13 protein-coding genes and 2 pseudogenes are annotated in these 15,961 nt (G+C 43.9%); 5 read left to right on the top strand and 10 right to left on the bottom strand.

What is annotated here, in order from left to right; genetic code table 11:
* The first annotated feature begins 213 nt into the window (after positions 1 to 213).
* Positions 214 to 1,515 carry an MFS transporter gene (locus tag NSQ58_RS09365; RefSeq protein WP_341057236.1) on the top strand — a complete coding sequence of 434 codons (1,302 nt, stop codon included), beginning with the start codon at positions 214 to 216 and terminating at the stop codon, positions 1,513 to 1,515.
* A 129-nt stretch (positions 1,516 to 1,644) separates the two neighbouring features.
* Here NSQ58_RS09365 and NSQ58_RS09360 read toward each other — a convergent pair whose 3' ends face one another.
* Positions 1,645 to 1,902, bottom strand: coding sequence for a GlsB/YeaQ/YmgE family stress response membrane protein (locus NSQ58_RS09360; RefSeq protein WP_023989828.1), 258 nt, complete (start codon positions 1,900 to 1,902; stop codon positions 1,645 to 1,647).
* Positions 1,903 to 2,198: 296 nt separating this feature from the next.
* On the opposite strand from NSQ58_RS09360, the gene NSQ58_RS09355 reads away from it, so the two are divergent.
* Both NSQ58_RS09355 and NSQ58_RS09350 read left to right on the top strand, forming a co-directional pair.
* Positions 2,199 to 2,462 carry a YkgJ family cysteine cluster protein gene (locus NSQ58_RS09355; protein WP_341057763.1) on the top strand — a complete coding sequence of 88 codons (264 nt, stop codon included), beginning with the start codon at positions 2,199 to 2,201 and terminating at the stop codon, positions 2,460 to 2,462.
* A 36-nt stretch (positions 2,463 to 2,498) separates the two neighbouring features.
* Entirely contained in the window at positions 2,499 to 3,449 is a 951-nt protein-coding gene (locus NSQ58_RS09350; RefSeq protein ID WP_264454678.1) for an acetylxylan esterase, read from the top strand.
* 128 nt (positions 3,450 to 3,577) lie between these two features.
* Here NSQ58_RS09350 and NSQ58_RS09345 read toward each other — a convergent pair whose 3' ends face one another.
* Positions 3,578 to 3,901, bottom strand: a complete 324-nt coding sequence (locus tag NSQ58_RS09345; RefSeq protein ID WP_025723814.1) for a DUF3817 domain-containing protein — start codon at positions 3,899 to 3,901, stop codon at positions 3,578 to 3,580.
* Between the two features lie 152 nt (positions 3,902 to 4,053).
* Between NSQ58_RS09345 and NSQ58_RS09340 the strand changes: the two genes are divergently transcribed.
* Positions 4,054 to 5,058 carry an LLM class flavin-dependent oxidoreductase gene (locus NSQ58_RS09340; protein ID WP_075154614.1) on the top strand — a complete coding sequence of 335 codons (1,005 nt, stop codon included), beginning with the start codon at positions 4,054 to 4,056 and terminating at the stop codon, positions 5,056 to 5,058.
* Positions 5,059 to 5,379: 321 nt separating this feature from the next.
* Here NSQ58_RS09340 and NSQ58_RS09335 read toward each other — a convergent pair whose 3' ends face one another.
* The 4 genes from NSQ58_RS09335 to NSQ58_RS09320 form a co-directional block, all read right to left on the bottom strand.
* Entirely contained in the window at positions 5,380 to 6,996 is a 1,617-nt protein-coding gene (locus tag NSQ58_RS09335) for a cellulase family glycosylhydrolase (protein ID WP_341057233.1), read from the bottom strand.
* Positions 6,997 to 7,402: 406 nt separating this feature from the next.
* Positions 7,403 to 7,654: a hypothetical protein gene (locus tag NSQ58_RS09330; protein WP_025723818.1), complete on the bottom strand. Its 252-nt coding sequence runs from the start codon at positions 7,652 to 7,654 to the stop codon at positions 7,403 to 7,405.
* A gap of 223 nt (positions 7,655 to 7,877) precedes the next feature.
* Complete coding sequence (gene dhaK, locus NSQ58_RS09325) at positions 7,878 to 9,638, bottom strand: dihydroxyacetone kinase subunit DhaK (protein WP_341057230.1); 1,761 nt, start codon at positions 9,636 to 9,638, stop codon at positions 7,878 to 7,880.
* Between the two features lies 1 nt (position 9,639).
* Positions 9,640 to 10,773 carry a glycerol dehydrogenase gene (locus tag NSQ58_RS09320; protein ID WP_069080320.1) on the bottom strand — a complete coding sequence of 378 codons (1,134 nt, stop codon included), beginning with the start codon at positions 10,771 to 10,773 and terminating at the stop codon, positions 9,640 to 9,642.
* Between the two features lie 189 nt (positions 10,774 to 10,962).
* Here NSQ58_RS09320 and NSQ58_RS09315 point away from each other — a divergent pair, with 189 nt between their 5' ends.
* On the top strand, positions 10,963 to 11,994 hold the full coding sequence (locus NSQ58_RS09315) for a PocR ligand-binding domain-containing protein (RefSeq protein ID WP_053325930.1): 1,032 nt from the start codon (positions 10,963 to 10,965) through the stop codon (positions 11,992 to 11,994).
* Positions 11,995 to 12,172: 178 nt separating this feature from the next.
* On the opposite strand, the pseudogene NSQ58_RS09310 reads toward NSQ58_RS09315, so the two are convergent.
* The 4 genes and pseudogenes from NSQ58_RS09310 to NSQ58_RS09295 form a co-directional block, all read right to left on the bottom strand.
* Positions 12,173 to 12,787 (bottom strand): annotated as a pseudogene (locus NSQ58_RS09310) (DUF2167 domain-containing protein); the annotation flags it as partial.
* Between the two features lie 375 nt (positions 12,788 to 13,162).
* Positions 13,163 to 13,561 (bottom strand): annotated as a pseudogene (locus NSQ58_RS09305) (SUKH-3 domain-containing protein); the annotation flags it as partial.
* A 239-nt stretch (positions 13,562 to 13,800) separates the two neighbouring features.
* Positions 13,801 to 14,124: a hypothetical protein gene (locus NSQ58_RS09300; protein ID WP_341057229.1), complete on the bottom strand. Its 324-nt coding sequence runs from the start codon at positions 14,122 to 14,124 to the stop codon at positions 13,801 to 13,803.
* Between the two features lie 1,359 nt (positions 14,125 to 15,483).
* On the bottom strand, positions 15,484 to 15,960 hold the full coding sequence (locus tag NSQ58_RS09295) for an antitoxin YezG family protein (RefSeq protein WP_053325932.1): 477 nt from the start codon (positions 15,958 to 15,960) through the stop codon (positions 15,484 to 15,486).
* Position 15,961: the final 1 nt, after the last annotated feature.

Below are 15,961 nucleotides of genomic sequence, written 5' to 3'. Positions count from 1 at the left end.
ATTCATTTTCACGCGTCAATGCTTTTATCCAATAATCCCTATGCAAAAGGTAAGTTATATATCTTTGCAGCCTAAAGTTATTCTAGGTTGACTCTTTCATTGGCAGGCTATTCATTACAACTCCCCTCACAGCAACTTTTTCTGTACCCTTACGTTAGAGATTTCGTATAATAGGTTTTAATATGCAGTTTAGAAATATACCGGAGTGTGATCATGGATACCCAAAATTCAACCTTATCCTCTACATCACCTGAAGGAAGTCACTCGGCCTGGGCTACCTTCACTTCACCTTTAAAACAATCCAAAGCGTTCACCTTGTTGTGGCTTGGACATTGGATCGCAATGTTGGGGAGCTCAGTCACCACAGTCATTTTGCCACTGGTTATCTATTCCCTAACAGGCTCGACTATTATCATGGGACTGGCGATGACTGTTTATATGCTGCCTAACGTACTTATTCTGCCTTTCGCAGGAATGATCGTGGACAGAATTGACCGAATTCGTCTCCTTCTGTTTACGAATATCGCCCGGTTTGGACTGATGTTCATTGCGGCGGTGCTGATGTTTACAGGCGGGATGAAATTGCCGGTTCTATTCGTTGGCCTAGCGTTGTACGGATTGATGGACGGTATCTTTAATCCTGCTTATTCTGCCTTACGCGCACAGGTGTTCACACCGGACATACGTAATGCAGCTAACGCGCTTAGTCAGATCAGTATACAAGCCGTCCGTCTACTTGGCCCTCCGTTAGGAGGCTTCATTGTATCTTTTTCCTCACCGGGTGTCGGCTTTGGACTGGATTCCATCGCTTATCTGATATCTTTTGCCTGTTTTTGGATGCTGAGCGCTCATTTGGCCTCCATCATCGGCAAAGGTCAGGTAGATCCAGAACAGCAAGATCAGGGTGGACAACATTTTCTCAAGGATTTTATCGCAGGCTTTATCATTCTCAAAAGCCACCCCTGGCTATGGATTACGATTCTTGCCTTTTCCTTCATTAATATTTGTTATTCAGGCATTATCGCTGTACTCATTCCGTGGCTGTTCAAGGTTCATCATGGCTACAATCCAGTCGTATACGGCATTGCGATGGCAAGTAGCGGCATTGGCGCCATGTTAGGGGCCTTTGTGTATGGATCACGCAAACATTGGAAGCATCGCGGTCTGCTCGCATACTTAGGAGCTTTTGTCAGCGGCCTTGCTTTACTACTGTTGTCTGTAGTCACTTGGATGCCAGGACTGATTATGAGCATGATGCTCGAAGGATTTGGCATTATGATATTTGCGATTATCTGGGAGACAAGCCTTCAGGAATTAGTCCCAGCCGAGTCTTTTGGACGTGTAGCTAGTCTGGATCTAATGTTTTCCTTTGCCCTGCTCCCTGTCGGCTATCTGGCCGTAGGTGCTGTAGCGGATAAGCTTGGTGGTATGTTCACAATTGGCATGTTTGCAACCATCGGCATGTGTATCGTGCTCGGCGTTCTAAGTGTTCCTCATATCAGGCGTTTTCAATAGGAAAAATTCGTCACTTTTCCTCAAAAAAAGCTGCTCCCACAGGTTCTTTTTCGAACCTTGCGGAAGCAGCTTCTTTCCATTTTTAGCCTTGTGCCCCATAGGGGCTAGTCTATTCATTGATTCGTAAAGTTAGCCTCTACTTCGTCCAACGGAACGGAAGATCAAGCTTACAATCACGACCAGCACAATCGCACCAATTAATGCAGGAACGATGTAGAACGATCCGATTTCAGGACCCCAGTTTCCCAGAATCAAGCTACCCAACCATGCGCCGATAAAACCAGCGATGATGTTACCTATCACGCCACCCGGAACATCACGACCTGCAATAATTCCTGCCAACCAACCAATAATACCACCAACAATCAATGCCCATAACCAACTCATTTTGCGTCACCTCGTTTAAGTTTTTATCGTTGTGTTCTATTATTAACCACTCGAACTCCTTTTGAACACACAAAAGACGATTGGTTAATATTACCACAGAACGGAACACTGATTTAGGGACTTGATACCATCTTACGTGCCTCTACGACTATTTATACCCCTTGTGTGAAAAGTGTGTCTAATATGCGTTCATCCTTGTATTCCTGCTTTTTTTGTGCCATCCTCACATTATGGCTTCATTAATGTCACTTCATGCATAAGTTACAAAAATAACAGATTTTAAGGAGTGACCCCAACTGGAGTGTCGAGTAGGATGTGCCGCGTGCTGTATTGCCATTACGATTTCTTCCCCTATTCCCGGCATGCCAGATGGAAAACCAGCTGGTGTTCCTTGCCCTCAGCTCACTTCCGATTACCGTTGCCGATTGTTTGGCAAACCTGAGCGCCCAGTTGTATGCAGTGGATTCCATGCTGATGAGGATACGTGTGGAAGCACTAATGAAAGAGCATTTGAACTGCTGAGAAAGCTGGAGGAGTCAACTTTACCGGGTAAAGCTTAAGGAGAAGTTCATTCTATATGAAGGAGAATTTTAATTATGAATGTTATTGAAAAAAGAATTGCCGAATTAAAGCAATATCGGCCCGATCTTACCGCCCCGAAGGATATCGATTTATTCTGGGCCAAAACATTGGAAGAAGTACACACCAAACCTGTACGTGCGTTCAAAGCTCCCGTAGAAACACCTTATCCTCATATCCTTGCCTACCGGGTTACTTTTGAGGGTGTCGATGATACGCCTCTGCATGCCTGGTATGTACGCCCCCGATTTGCCGGAGATCAAAAGCTGCCGTGTATCGTTCTGTTTCATGGCTATACAGGCGGAAAAGGCTATCCTGAAGATTATTCCTCTTGGCTCATGCTTGGCTTTGCTGTATTGGCAGTAGATGTACGTGGTCAGGGAGGAGAAACGGGAGACCGTCTGGGTGATCCTCACGGTACGGTTAAAGGCTGGGTAACGAAAGGAATATTGGACAAGGATACCTGCTACTACAAAACGATTACAACCGATGCCCTTAGAGCCGTAGATTGGGTAGCGGAGCAGTCGGATGTTGATTCGGCTAAAATCGCAATCAGTGGCGCCAGTCAGGGCGGCGGACTTTCATTAATGGTGGCTGCGCTCAGCGATAAAGCTGCCATTACGGTCGCGGATATCCCCAATATGTGTCATATGGATTTTGGTATGATGAATTCTACCAGTTCACTGACGGAAGCAGCTGAATTCGTCAACCGATTTCCGGAGCATTTGGAGCAGGTACTACATACATTAAGTTATTTTGACGTGATGAATCTTGCTCATCGCATTCGTACCCCGATCATGGTATCGGTAGGGTTCAAGGATACTGTGTGTATGCCAGAGACGATTTTCGCCGCTTATAACCGTATTGAATCACCTAAAACGATTGAAATTTATCCGTTTATCGGACATTGGGTTGAAGGCTTTCAAAGACGCAAAACGGCAGAATTTTTAGTTCAGCATTTTTCATAATTCCTCCAGTGCACAAAAAAAGAACACCACGCATCAAACTGCGTAATGTTCTTTTCTACTGCATCGGGGCCAGTCCCGCTTACGCTAGACAAACTCCTCGACACTTCACACGAAAAAATCTTCTAAGATTACGATGCAGCCCGCTGTTCTGCTGCCGAATCCCCTGTCCATTTTCGCACCCAAACAAAATCCATAATCATCAGACCAAACGGGATGAAGGAGGCAAACATAATAAAAAGAGGCCGCCGTATAGACCAGTGCAGTGCTGTTTTTCCATAGATTAAAGCAACGAGGAGCAACAAAAAGCTCACCCGGTATATGTTACCAATCACCATAACCGCCTGGGTCATGCCCGCAGCTTGCAGCGGCTGGTGGGTGAATAGTATCGCCAAATAAGCTATAGCTTGAATCCAGAGCATGAGTCGGACACGCCCCAAAGGTGTTCTTAACACAAATTCAATCCCCTCTCTATAAGCAAGGATGTTCTCTCATCCTTTACACATCCTTTATTATAACGAAAAGGTCCCCAAACTCCAACCTATCCATTTTTGAATTTTGACCTAATGAGTTGTGTCTGATACAGTTGTGTAAGAGGTGATTATAAATGCTTAAACTGGGTATACTGGACCAGTCTCATATTCCTGAAGGCGGTACTGCTCAGGATGCATTATCCAATACAACAGATTTAGCGCGTGAAGCTGATCAACTGGGATATAGCCGTTATTGGGTATCCGAACATCATGCGTCCAAAACACTAGCGCACTCCAGCCCTGAGGTGCTGATTGCGCATTTGGCTGCTCACACATCACACATTCGTGTGGGTTCAGGCGGTATTATGCTGCCACACTACAGCGCGTATAAAGTCGCCGAAAACTTCCGCTTGCTGGAGGCACTCCATCCAGGACGCATCGACCTGGGAATAGGGCGTGCTCCCGGTGGTTTACCGCTGGCTACTCGTGCCCTGCAGGAAGGCAAGTACCAATCTGTCGAACAATATCCACAGCAGATTCTCGATTTAATCGACTACTTCCATGATTCGGTGCCTGACAATCATCGATTTGCCGGTCTTCATGCCTCCCCGATGATATCGACCGTCCCTGAATTATGGTTGCTCGGCTCCAGCGGAGAAAGCGCTAGATTGGCTGCGATGATGGGTGCCTCCTATGCCTTTGCCCAATTTTTCGGGACTCCAGGTGGTGTAGAAGCTACCGCACGTTACCACGAGCAATTCCAGCCTTCGATCCTGGGTGATAAGCCCCATTCCATGGCGGCTGTGACGGTGGCCTGCGCGGAAACCGAAGAAGAAGCTGAACAACTGGCGTCCAGTGCTAGTTTGTATTTCCTTTTGCTTATGCAAGGTAAAGAAATGAGTTCTCTTCCGTCGGTGAAAACAGCAATGTCCTACCCGTACACGGAGTTGGATCTTGAGCGGCTGCGTCAGTCCGCAGCGTGGCGTGTTGTTGGTACCCCTGAACAGTGTAAGGAACAGCTGCTAAGACTGGCTGAGCAGTATCGTACCGATGAGTTACTGGTCGTTTCATCCATACATGACTTTGATAAACGTGTTCAGTCCTACCGTCTGCTGGCCAAAGCTTTTGATTTGGTATAGACACAGTCGAACGGAGGCTGAGCTTCAGAAACATAAAAACCCCCGCCTGCCTATAATGGCAACAGCGGGGGTTTGTCGTAGAGAAGGGTCCATTGGAACCAACCCCTCTGCACTATAGAAGTAATTCAAGCACCACAAAAGTCGAATATAATATGGTACTTTAGTAGTATATACACCGAAACTAAAGTGTCAGTCGTTACCTTCTAAAGTTCCAGTCCTCATATACAAAAGGCGCATACTCTATACTCCAAACCTTGGCAAGATTGCACCCAAAAGTCCCATATCTTTACTCGTTCCGATAAAGTTAGTAACGATTAAATTCTAAGGCTCTATACCCCAAACCAGCTTACCCTGCTGATATACAGTACCATGGTCCCAGTCTGCGAATGCTGTTTGGGTAGCACCATAGGAGTAATCGTTGGTCTCATCAAAATTGCTCCAATTTGCAGCATGAATCCGGGGTTGAATTTCTCCGCTTTCCCCTTCAGGCTGAATCGTTCCCGCTCCATCTGTGAAAGAGATCTCCACATATTTATCAGCCTTAGCCTTTGGATTCGGCAATGTTACAAATGTTGCTTTTACCTTTTCATTGCCAATCCTGGCCCAGTCTACAAAAAACTGCTGAGCTTGTTTGCTTTCATCTGTGTAATAGTAGCGAATTTTTAGATCACTCAACTTCACAGCTGTTTTCCCTGTATTTTTGATATTAAATTCAGGACGGATTGCGTTATCCTTGGCGTTCGTGTCACCGGTGCGATACTGAAGCACAATCCCTTGATCGTTACTGCCTGGTGTACTTCCTCCGTTACCGTTATCGCCGCCGTTGTTGCCACCACCGTTATTACCGCCAGTGTTGCCGCCATCTCCGCCGTTATTCCCACCGTTGTTTCCGCCTCCACCATTGTTGCTGGAGCCTTCCAGAATCGCCTGTTTTACGAATTTGCCGGAAGCGGACAATTGTGAATCAGGCCATCCTCCCTTACGGTCAGCACCAGGCAACAGCGCAGCAGAGGTCTCATTTTTATCTGCCAGCGACCAGTTAGCCCAACTGATTCCACGGCTTGCCAGAAAATCAGTCCATACTTTGGATTCATTCAGGAACGGACCACCGTTACCCGAAGCATCGCTTGTACCCCACTCGGTAGCAAATATGCCCACGCCTTTGTTCAGCGCATAATCGACCCGATCGCGCAAGTACTGTCCATGCGTACCCGCATAGAAATGTACGGTATACATTGTATTCTTGTCTGGAAGTGGATGGTCTGCTGCATCATGTACATCCTGACTCCATGTGCCTGTTCCTACAATAATAATATTGTCCGGGTCCTTAGCACGAATAACCTGAGATACCTCAGACGCATAAGGTCGGATTTGATTGTTCCAGTTCACATTCCCATTCGGCTCATTGGCAAGCTCATAGATAACGTTAGGCAAATGGCCGTACTGAGTCGAAAATTCATTAAAGAAAGCTTTGGCTTCATTTTTATGAATGTTCGGATCGCCATCTGAGAGAATGTGCCAGTCAATTATGACGTACAAGCCCAGTTTCTGTGCTGCCTCAATCGCTTCCTTCACTTTATTTTTCAAAGAAGGATTGGCGATATAACCATCTTCTTCAGTGTACAGTGCAACCCGGAATACGGAAATGCCCCAATCGTCCCGTAGCCATTTCATAGAGTCCTGATTTACCAGATCCCCAAACCATTGGACGCCGTGAGAGCTAATACCTTTGAGTTGTACAGGTTTACCGTTTTTATCCACCAGTTTGCCATTCTTTACTGAAAGTTGTCCGTAACGTTCCACAGGGGTCGTCCCAGCAGCATCTGCTGTTTGCGTATTCCAGTTGAATCCGTTCGTTAACGTTAACAGTAATACTGCTGTTAGCATCACCGCTACTCTTTTTGCGATCCTTGGCAGGATCCATTGCCCATTCATCATTTACACATTCCTTCCTTTTTATAAAGTAGATGAGACTTATCAGTACGTTGTTCTCCGCTCTTTTGCCCCCTCCTTCATACAACAAGAGGATCAGGTCCAAACATAGATGTCACTTACCTGTATATGGATGATACTACTATTATAGTTAGTTTCATGTTACATTTCGACTTTATGATAGAAAATGAACAGGAAGTCACGGTTTTGGGATGTGTTCTGCTTAGTTGACTACTATAGAGTACTAAAGGGACAAAAGACTCATTTTCCAAATGCAAAATTTGGAGAATTTTAGTTGTTTAATAAAAAAAGACTGCTTCCCGATGCTTTAGCTCGGTATAGCAGTCTTATAGATGATCTTATATGTGATCGAATAATGTTACAAATATCGTCTTAACGTATGATCTCCCTATTACCCCTGAGCGGTTGCTTGAGGCTCTTTGGTCGTCTGATCTTCCTTCATATCGCCGCCATCCGTCGCTTGATCTGTCAGTACAGTCTCAGATGAGTTACCTATTACCTTGTCTATAAGTTGCAGCCAAGGTTCTTCACTACCTCCACAGCTCTCAATATCACCGAGCAGGGACTCTAGCGTGGTTCCTTCTTCTGGCAAATCAATAACTAAACTGTCTTCGTCAACTTGGATGGTGCAGCAGGTTTTCATTGTAAATCCCTCGCTTAATTCATATTTGAGCATGCAGTAAGCTAGCTCAGATGGGATGAACTCCCATGGATTCCGGGATAAGCCCTTTGAATCCGTCTGAAATTATAAACCTAATGCACATCAATTGCAATGAACAAACCTTGAATTTTTAAGAATTAGCGAGTGTTACAGAATGGATATCTAAATGAAGTGTTCGCTATAGTAATTTTGGATATATAGAGAATCATTTCAAACACTCAGCGAGCTCCGTAAATATCACCCCAAGCGCATAAGCCCCCGCATCTGGATAACCGAGGCTTCTCTCTCCGACCGTTCCGGCACGACCCATGCGCGCCACGATGTCTTCCGTCTTTTTGGCCCCTGATACAGCGGCTTGAGCACCACTTACAAAGGCTGCCTTCACATCAAAATCTAATTTCGCGCTCTCCAACCAGCTATCCGCACATGGCACTAATGCATCTATAAGCGTTTTATCGCCAACGACGGCTCCTCTGCCGAAAGAACGTTCGCCTGTCGATTGTATGCCTTGCACCGCAGCCTGCATCATATCGGCGAATTCGGAAACGGTGAGTTCGGTTCGTTCGCCCGCAGATCGTGCCACTGCGCGAAATGCTGAACCCCAGATCGGACCCGAAGCGCCACCGCAATATTCCATGATGACGAGCGAGCATGAATGAAGAAAGGCTCCCATCGTCAAAGAATCTTGATTCAGGATGTCTCTCCATTCCCGTTTCAGCTGACGAAATCCCTTAGCAACGCTCATGCCAAAGTCGCCGTCGCCTGCATGAGAGTCAAGATCGCAGAAAGGTACCTCATTCTTGATGATAACCTCGCTCATCTTATCGACTAAATAGATAAGATTGTTCAACGTAACTTTGTTGTTCTCAATAACTGCGAAGGCAGGGTCCGTTTCCACCTCAAAGGATACTTGCCGCTTTTCGTCTGCTACAGTTGAAATATCCGTGAATACGACATGATCAACAGGTCCAGCCACCTTGAACGCAGGTGCGTTGCTTTCATGGGAAAGGAGCGTTTTCAGTTCGTTGTCCAGCTTCATGATGGAAACCGAGATGCCTGCCATATCGATACTCGTCATATAATTGTTGACAAAAGTGCGATCGATCTTAATCCCCTTCGCTGCTAGTTCGCGAGTGACCGAATGGTTGAAGAGGTACAGTTCTTGCAGAGGCGTACCGCCGAAACCATTGATCAACAGGGCGATTTCTCCGCTGAATCCAGTTTCAATCTGCATGTCTCGAAGGAGATCGGTTACCATTCTGCCTGCCAACGTATCCGCATCCGTCAGCTTCTCACGGCTGGTCCCAGGCTCGCCGTGAATGCCGACGCCGTACTCGATTTCATCATGCCCGAGCTCTAATGTTGGCGTGCCCTTCGCCGGCACGGTACACGAAGTCAATGCGAATCCGATACTGCGTACATTCGCAGCGGCTTTCTCGGCCACTGCTTTAACTTCCGCCAGACTCCGGCCCTCTTCCGCCGCTGCACCCGCGATCTTATGGACGAGTACCGTTCCCGCCACCCCGCGCCGTCCGACCGTATATAGGCTGTCTTCTACAGCGATGTCGTCTTCAACCTTTACATAGTCCACTTCCAGACCGTCTTCAGTGGCCAGATGGGCGCCGTTTCTAAAGTTCATAATATCGCCGCTGTAATTTTTAATAATCAGCAGCGCACCTTTTTTCCCGGTTGTCGCTCGGATGGCCTGATATACTTGAATTTGTGAGGGAGAGGCGAAGACATCACCGCAGACCGCGGCATCGAGCATCCCTTTGCCAACAAAGCCGGCGTGGGCGGGCTCATGACCACTGCCACCGCCGCTGATGAGCGTTACTTTCTCCGCGTTCAATTCCTTTTTTTTGAGCACTTTGTATTTTGGCAGAAATTCCAGCTCGGGATGCGCGAGCGCAATACCGCTGCACATCTCAAGGACCAAATTTTCCGCACGGTTGATGACCTTTTTCATGCTACTTTACCTCCGCTTTGTACTGGCTCCCGATACGGTCGGCCGCAGCGATTGCCGCTGCAACCTGCTCCACTGTGACCGGAAACGGCATGGAATGAATCGATTCCTCCAGAATGCAGGCCTTTGCAGCTACTTCCATGAGTTCTTCCTGGCTGATATGATCGACGCCAATATCGGCCAAGCAGACCGGTAAACCGACGGCTAAACAGAAATCAAGTACCTGATGTAATTCTTCCGTCGGTGCGTTTTCGAGCACCAGCTGTGCGATCGTACCGAATGCAACTTTCTCTCCATGATAATAATGATGCGTGCCTTCCAAAATCGTGAGTCCATCATGAATCGCATGGGCCGCCGCAAGTCCGCCGCTCTCGAAGCCGAGGCCTGAGAGTAAAATATTAGTTTCAATGATATTTTCGAGTGCTTGCGTAACTTGGTTTTCATCACATGCCGCTTTTGCTTTGGTACCGTCTTTCAACAGCATTTCATAACATAGCGTTGCAAGTGCAATCGCCGCATTTGTACCTACTGTTGGCGCACACTGTCCTTCGCGTACTCCGTTAGGCAGTCCGGCATTGACCCTGGAGTAAGAACGGGAGGTCGCACGGGCTTCAAAGTAAGTCGACAGTGCATCACCCATGCCTGATACGAGGAATCGGGTTGGTGCATTGGCAATTACGGTGGTGTCGACTAATACGACACTCGGACTTTGCTTAAAATAGGCGTAATCGTCGAAAGCGCCTTCCGGGGTGTAAAGAACGGCCGAGTGACTTGTCGGTGCATCCGTCGCAGCAATCGTCGGACAGATGATAAGCGCTTCCCCTTGGGCCACGCATTTCGCCGCGTCGATCGCTTTCCCACCGCCGAGACCTACGATACAATCGCATCCATTCGCAGTAGCAATTTCCTGAAGTCTAGACACTTCCTGTCTGGAACACTCACCCATAAAACCGCTTTCAATAAAGGTCACGTTATATTTATCCAAAGTGGAATCAAGCTTATCTTTTACCCGCGCCACATCGGCAGGATGCGCAATCAGTAAAGCGGATTTGCCGAAGGTGCTCACATAGTAACCCAAATTCAACAATTCGTTTTCACCTTGTACATATTTGCTTGGGCTGATAAAAGCTTTTCTCATCTATAATTCCTCCTTATGATTGTGTTGGCTTCGTTCTGATTAAAACTATAATCGAACCATGTAAACTTTACATTGGAGGAATCAAGGAATATATTATAATCTACAATCGTATTTTTTTGCACTGAAGATCACAAATTGTACTTTTTTGTTATCGCTTACAGGATAATTTACCATTAAGGGATGAGAATCTTGATACGTGAACATTTGAGCATCCAGAAAATCTTTGATTTGAAAAAGTGGGAGCAGTTGCAGGATTCATTAGCATCCGTTACCAAATTAGCCATTCTCACCGTCGATTATAAAGGGAATCCCGTAACTAGCCACAGCCAATGCCAATCGTTCTGCAAGAAGGTTCGCCAGGATGAGAGTCTCCTTCCCTACTGCCAAAAATGTGACTCTCGCGGTGGACTTGAAGCGGTGCGTTCCAACAAACCTTATATTTATCTCTGTCATTATGACATCGTCGACATCGCGGTACCGATCATTATTGACGATAAGTACATCGGCGCCGTCATGGCAGGTCAGGTCCGCTTAGCCGATCCTTCGAGCGCCTTACAGCTGGAGCAAATCCTCACGTCAAAAAATGAAAAACTGTACAGTTCCAAATGGGAGGAACTTAAGAACGACTACGCCGATCTGCCATCCATGACCTATCAGGAAATTCAGACGATCTCCAACATGTTATCCTTATTGTGTAATTATATTGTTGAAGAAGCCATGAACAAAAATCTTCTCGCAGAAATGTTCGAGAAGGCGTCGGCCACACAGTCCACTCCGCAGTTGTCCGAGATCCTTCCTGGCTACTCGCTGGAGCATATCGAAAGCCTTAAGAAAGAAATGAATAATTTCTTAGCAGATGCCTATCTGAATTCCTCAGGAGATGTGGATATTCCGTGTGGAAATCCCGTACTAAAACCCGCCTTTGAATATATTTTTCAGCACAAGGGTGAAACTTTTTCTCTCAAAGCCATGGCTGACTTGTGCCACATTAGCCCAAGCTATTTTAGTCGGCTGTTTGCCAAGGAAACGGGGGAGAACTTTTCCAGCTATCTTTCCCGCCTGAAGATTAAATGGGCGAAGCAATTGCTCGAAGCTACAGATATTCCTGTATCTCAGATCAGTAGCGAGCTCGGCTTCAATGAGCCGGGATATTTCATTAAAATATTCAAAAAATATGAAGGCACAACGCCCGCGGTGTACCGAAAGTATTACAAGGGATAAAATAAACGAAAAACAGATGATTCACGGGTCTATCGTCTCCATGATCATCTGTTCATGTAAATTAGTTCTGCTCAGCTACTTATGTCCTGGTGTGCTTCTCAAGCTGCAAGAGATGGTGATTTGCGCTCAATCACCATACCCTTTTTATCAGCAATTTTATGTTGTATTGTTTCTTTATTTACTGTAGTGTTTCTGACTGATCCTGAACGTTCGTTTCATTGTGCACGGATTCCGATTTTTTCTTGCGAAATAATTTGGCGAAAAACTTGCCTATTACACCAAACATACCTGCACAAGCTGCACCGATAAGTATGATAACCTTAATTCCCGCGCCCTTAAAAAAAGCAATGAGTAATGCCAACAAGCCTACTTTTTTAGCTACTGCCAAGCCTGCTCCTCCCAAAATCAATCCGGTTAGGCCGTATTCGGAAATTTTGTCCGTTGAAGCATTAAAATCCTCGTACCGCTCACCTGATTTGACTGTCAGCTTGGGTAATATGTTCTCATTCAAAAACTTCTTATCTGCGTCCAAATGCGCAGGATCGGACACTAATATTGCAGAGATATAACCCTGACGAGTGAGCAAACGAACATTATAATTGATCAGCTTTTCCTTGTTCCCATCCTCCGCCAGCATAGACCAGGTTAGATTATGGGTCGCTTCATTATAAAAAGGCTCCACATCCCAACCCGTAACATACAGGCGATCACTTTCCGCTTTTTCCTTGTTACTCTCTTCCGTACCCTCTTTATATCTATCTAGAATGCCATCCGCATCGATGTCTTCTTTTTCATAGTAACCCCCATAAGTTTCCTCTGTAATTGTATGAAATGAGTCTTTAGCTCCATTAAGTCGATTAAAGCTATACTTTATCCCTCCAAATTCCCTTAAAAAGTTAGCCGCACAAGGGAAAAGTCGGTAGATTTAACCATATGTTTATTGTAAATCGTTAATGAAATCTAAAAAGGTCTGCTGTCCAGCTACTTGAGATTGAGCACAATTACTTCTACTATCGCCATTTCTTCTCCATGTAGTTGCTCTCCACTTTTATTTTGGGCATACAGAAAAAAAGCTTATTCCTTCATTGATTCATAACGGAATAAGCTTTAAAAGTTTATTAAAACTGAAGTTATTTGTTGCTTAGTTGACTTTGTTAAACACTTAGCTTTATTCCTCACTAATTACCTTTAGCTCTTTACTCTCACATAAATTATTCATAGCTTCATATATATTATTGCCAAATTTCCAAATATAATAATCGTCCATGATACCGTATACTTTCCCAGTCTTAGACATAAACATAGTTGCATTATCGTCGTATGCCAATCCGATCACAACTAGCTCTTCTCCAATTATCGTTTCATACCTGCTATAGTGTTTCCTTTCAATTCCTTCCCTTAAAAATTCAGGACCTATCTGAAAGTCATCTGATTCGTCACTAGGCACTGAATACTCTAGTCCTCCGAAATGTTCAAATGCCTCTTTAGCAGGATTAAATACTTCAAATCCTTTTTTTTCTAAAAAGTTTATTGTTGAGCTGATCTCTACTTTTCTTTCGGGATACCAACCAGCATCCTTTTAAAATATCAATAGTTCTTTGTGAAAAAGTCATATGTTAACCTCACTCAGTTTATTGTTTTTAGGCAAAGTAAGCAATAAATCTTCCTTCGTCTGGGTAATCACCATCCCACCCACATGGAAAACCACCAGCCTTATAGATTCTAAAAACTTGTTCATAAAAATTTTCAATCTCACCATTTATTGCACGATTTATTGCGCAGTTTCTCAAATCAACTACAACACTTTCAAAAAAAATCACTATAAGAGTCCGTTATTTGACTGCTAAGACCATCAGCTAGCAATCCAGTTAATTCATCCAAACCACTAGGTTTTTGGGAAGAATCTAATTTATATAACTTTCCCTTAACTTTTCCCATTTTAAGTTGTCTTATATCAGACCAAGTATATTCATCTTCACCGAAAACTTCAGTAATAGCTAGCCTTTTTGCCTCTTCATATTGATTAATTGTAACAATATTTTGAGGTCTCTCTGTTTTTGGAAAATCCATCATAGAATTTGAGAACTGAATAACCTCTTCAACTAAATTACTGTGTATTCCGTACTTCATAACTTATCAAACCACCTTTCCCACAAATCTATTATTGCGCCGCCTCTGTTCCAAACATGCTCACGACTTAGAAACAAAGATAAAGTTAATTTCGGATTGTATTAGAGGGTAAGGGTGCTAACCTAAAACTTATCCTTTTACCTGTATCGGTTGACCGGTCGTCACCAAATGGTTTTCTCACACAATAATCCCTGCTACGCGTAGTTAAACTGCGATTAAAGTAACTTTCTTTGTCTACCTTCTTTACTATAGTTGTTGTACTATCCTTGTTAAAAGATGCAATTTATGTCCGCCGTCAGTGCATCAATCACTGAATCGAATACTTGATACCCCATTGCTTCTAAAAACTTTGCTGTTGCGGTTAATATTTGATTTCCATCCTGCTTGTATCAGTATTTCTCTCCGCATCATATGATAAGTTATCCATAAGCATCCTCCTATTTATTCAAAAATACTATTCATGAAAGTCATTAATAAAATCGAAAAGTGCCTTTTTACATTTTTTACATGGCGGTCGTATTTCTCTTCACCTTTAAAGGTACTTATAAGTATATTTTCTATTTTTTATCCTGGCTATAAAAGCTGATTGACCGCCTGGATCTCCTGCACGAGCCGCCCCACTTTTGAAGTAAACTTAGTCAAGTCCGTTAGCACTACACATAGATACTTGTTATTAAACTGCGGCGGATATTGAACCATTGAAGCAAGTGACAGATTCGTTTATGAAACTCATTGAAAAAGTTCCAATAGATATCTGTAAAGTCAATGATAATGCGGTCAATGGATACAGTGATTTTTTTCATGTGCGCCCTTACCGATTTTTTTCATGAATTTCGGGCTTAATTAGAGGGTAGGTGGGTAGCCTTTAAACGTTACCCTGCCTGTTGTATGTCAACTGGTCGTCACCAGATTATCCTTACAAAATAAAAATCTTAACTACTTCAAAATTCGTTGCGTGCTTCCTTGTAGACATTATTCAGAAACAGCCTAACAATATAGTAGTTGGACTATCCTGCAATTTAGGTGCAACGTCTCTAACACTATATCCATCAGGACAGCGTACTCTACAGTTGGGAAGAATGCCAAAAAATCAGGGAGAAAACAAAAATAACAAAAAACAGGTCAATCATGGTGGGTTCTGACCATAATCAACCTGTTCGAAGCAACAGAACAGTATTATTAAGAATATAAAATTAAAGCATTGATGTGCGTATAAAAATAATGGGAAAATATTTTTACGGATATTACATAGGTTATATGTGTGTTTGGCTGAAATAGGGGTTCATTCGGCACTGGGTAGCCCCATGTCGCGAAATTCTCCCTATAGTTTGTCATAGTCAGGTTAGTTCTACAGAGCTATTAATCTTGACTATTTAAATAATTCTCTACAAACAGTTTATTCTTTTCATTCTCAGGAAGTAAACCTAAATATCGATACTCAAAAATCATTTGTCTTTGAGTTGAGGTTAGTGTCGAAGCTATTATATCTTCATAATCATAATGAATCTTCAACTTACCAGGAAACTTCAAAGTTAAGGTTAAATTTGTCCACGCGTCTTGATCGTTGTCTATAAATATTTGTCTTAATTCTTTAAATTTTGTTTGCAATTCTAATAGTAATTTGTCGTAAATTTTTTCATTCACACTATATTTTTCAGGAATATCATGGGAGTATATAAAAGCCTCATTCTCAGAAGTATTGAAATAAAAATATACCTCTCTAGATCCATCCAGTATTTCGGCATATAAGTAAATCTCGTTCCAGTTGTCGTCAGGTATCATACTTAAAACATGCTCTGCTATTAAGGGGTAAAGCTGATCCATCTGTTGCTCCATG

Origin of the sequence: Paenibacillus sp. FSL M7-0134 (assembly GCF_038007865.1) — a bacterium.
Classification (GTDB): domain Bacteria; phylum Bacillota; class Bacilli; order Paenibacillales; family Paenibacillaceae; genus Paenibacillus; species Paenibacillus polymyxa_B.
Note: the sequence above shows the minus strand (reverse complement) of the source record. Positions and strands in the feature narration are given on the sequence as shown.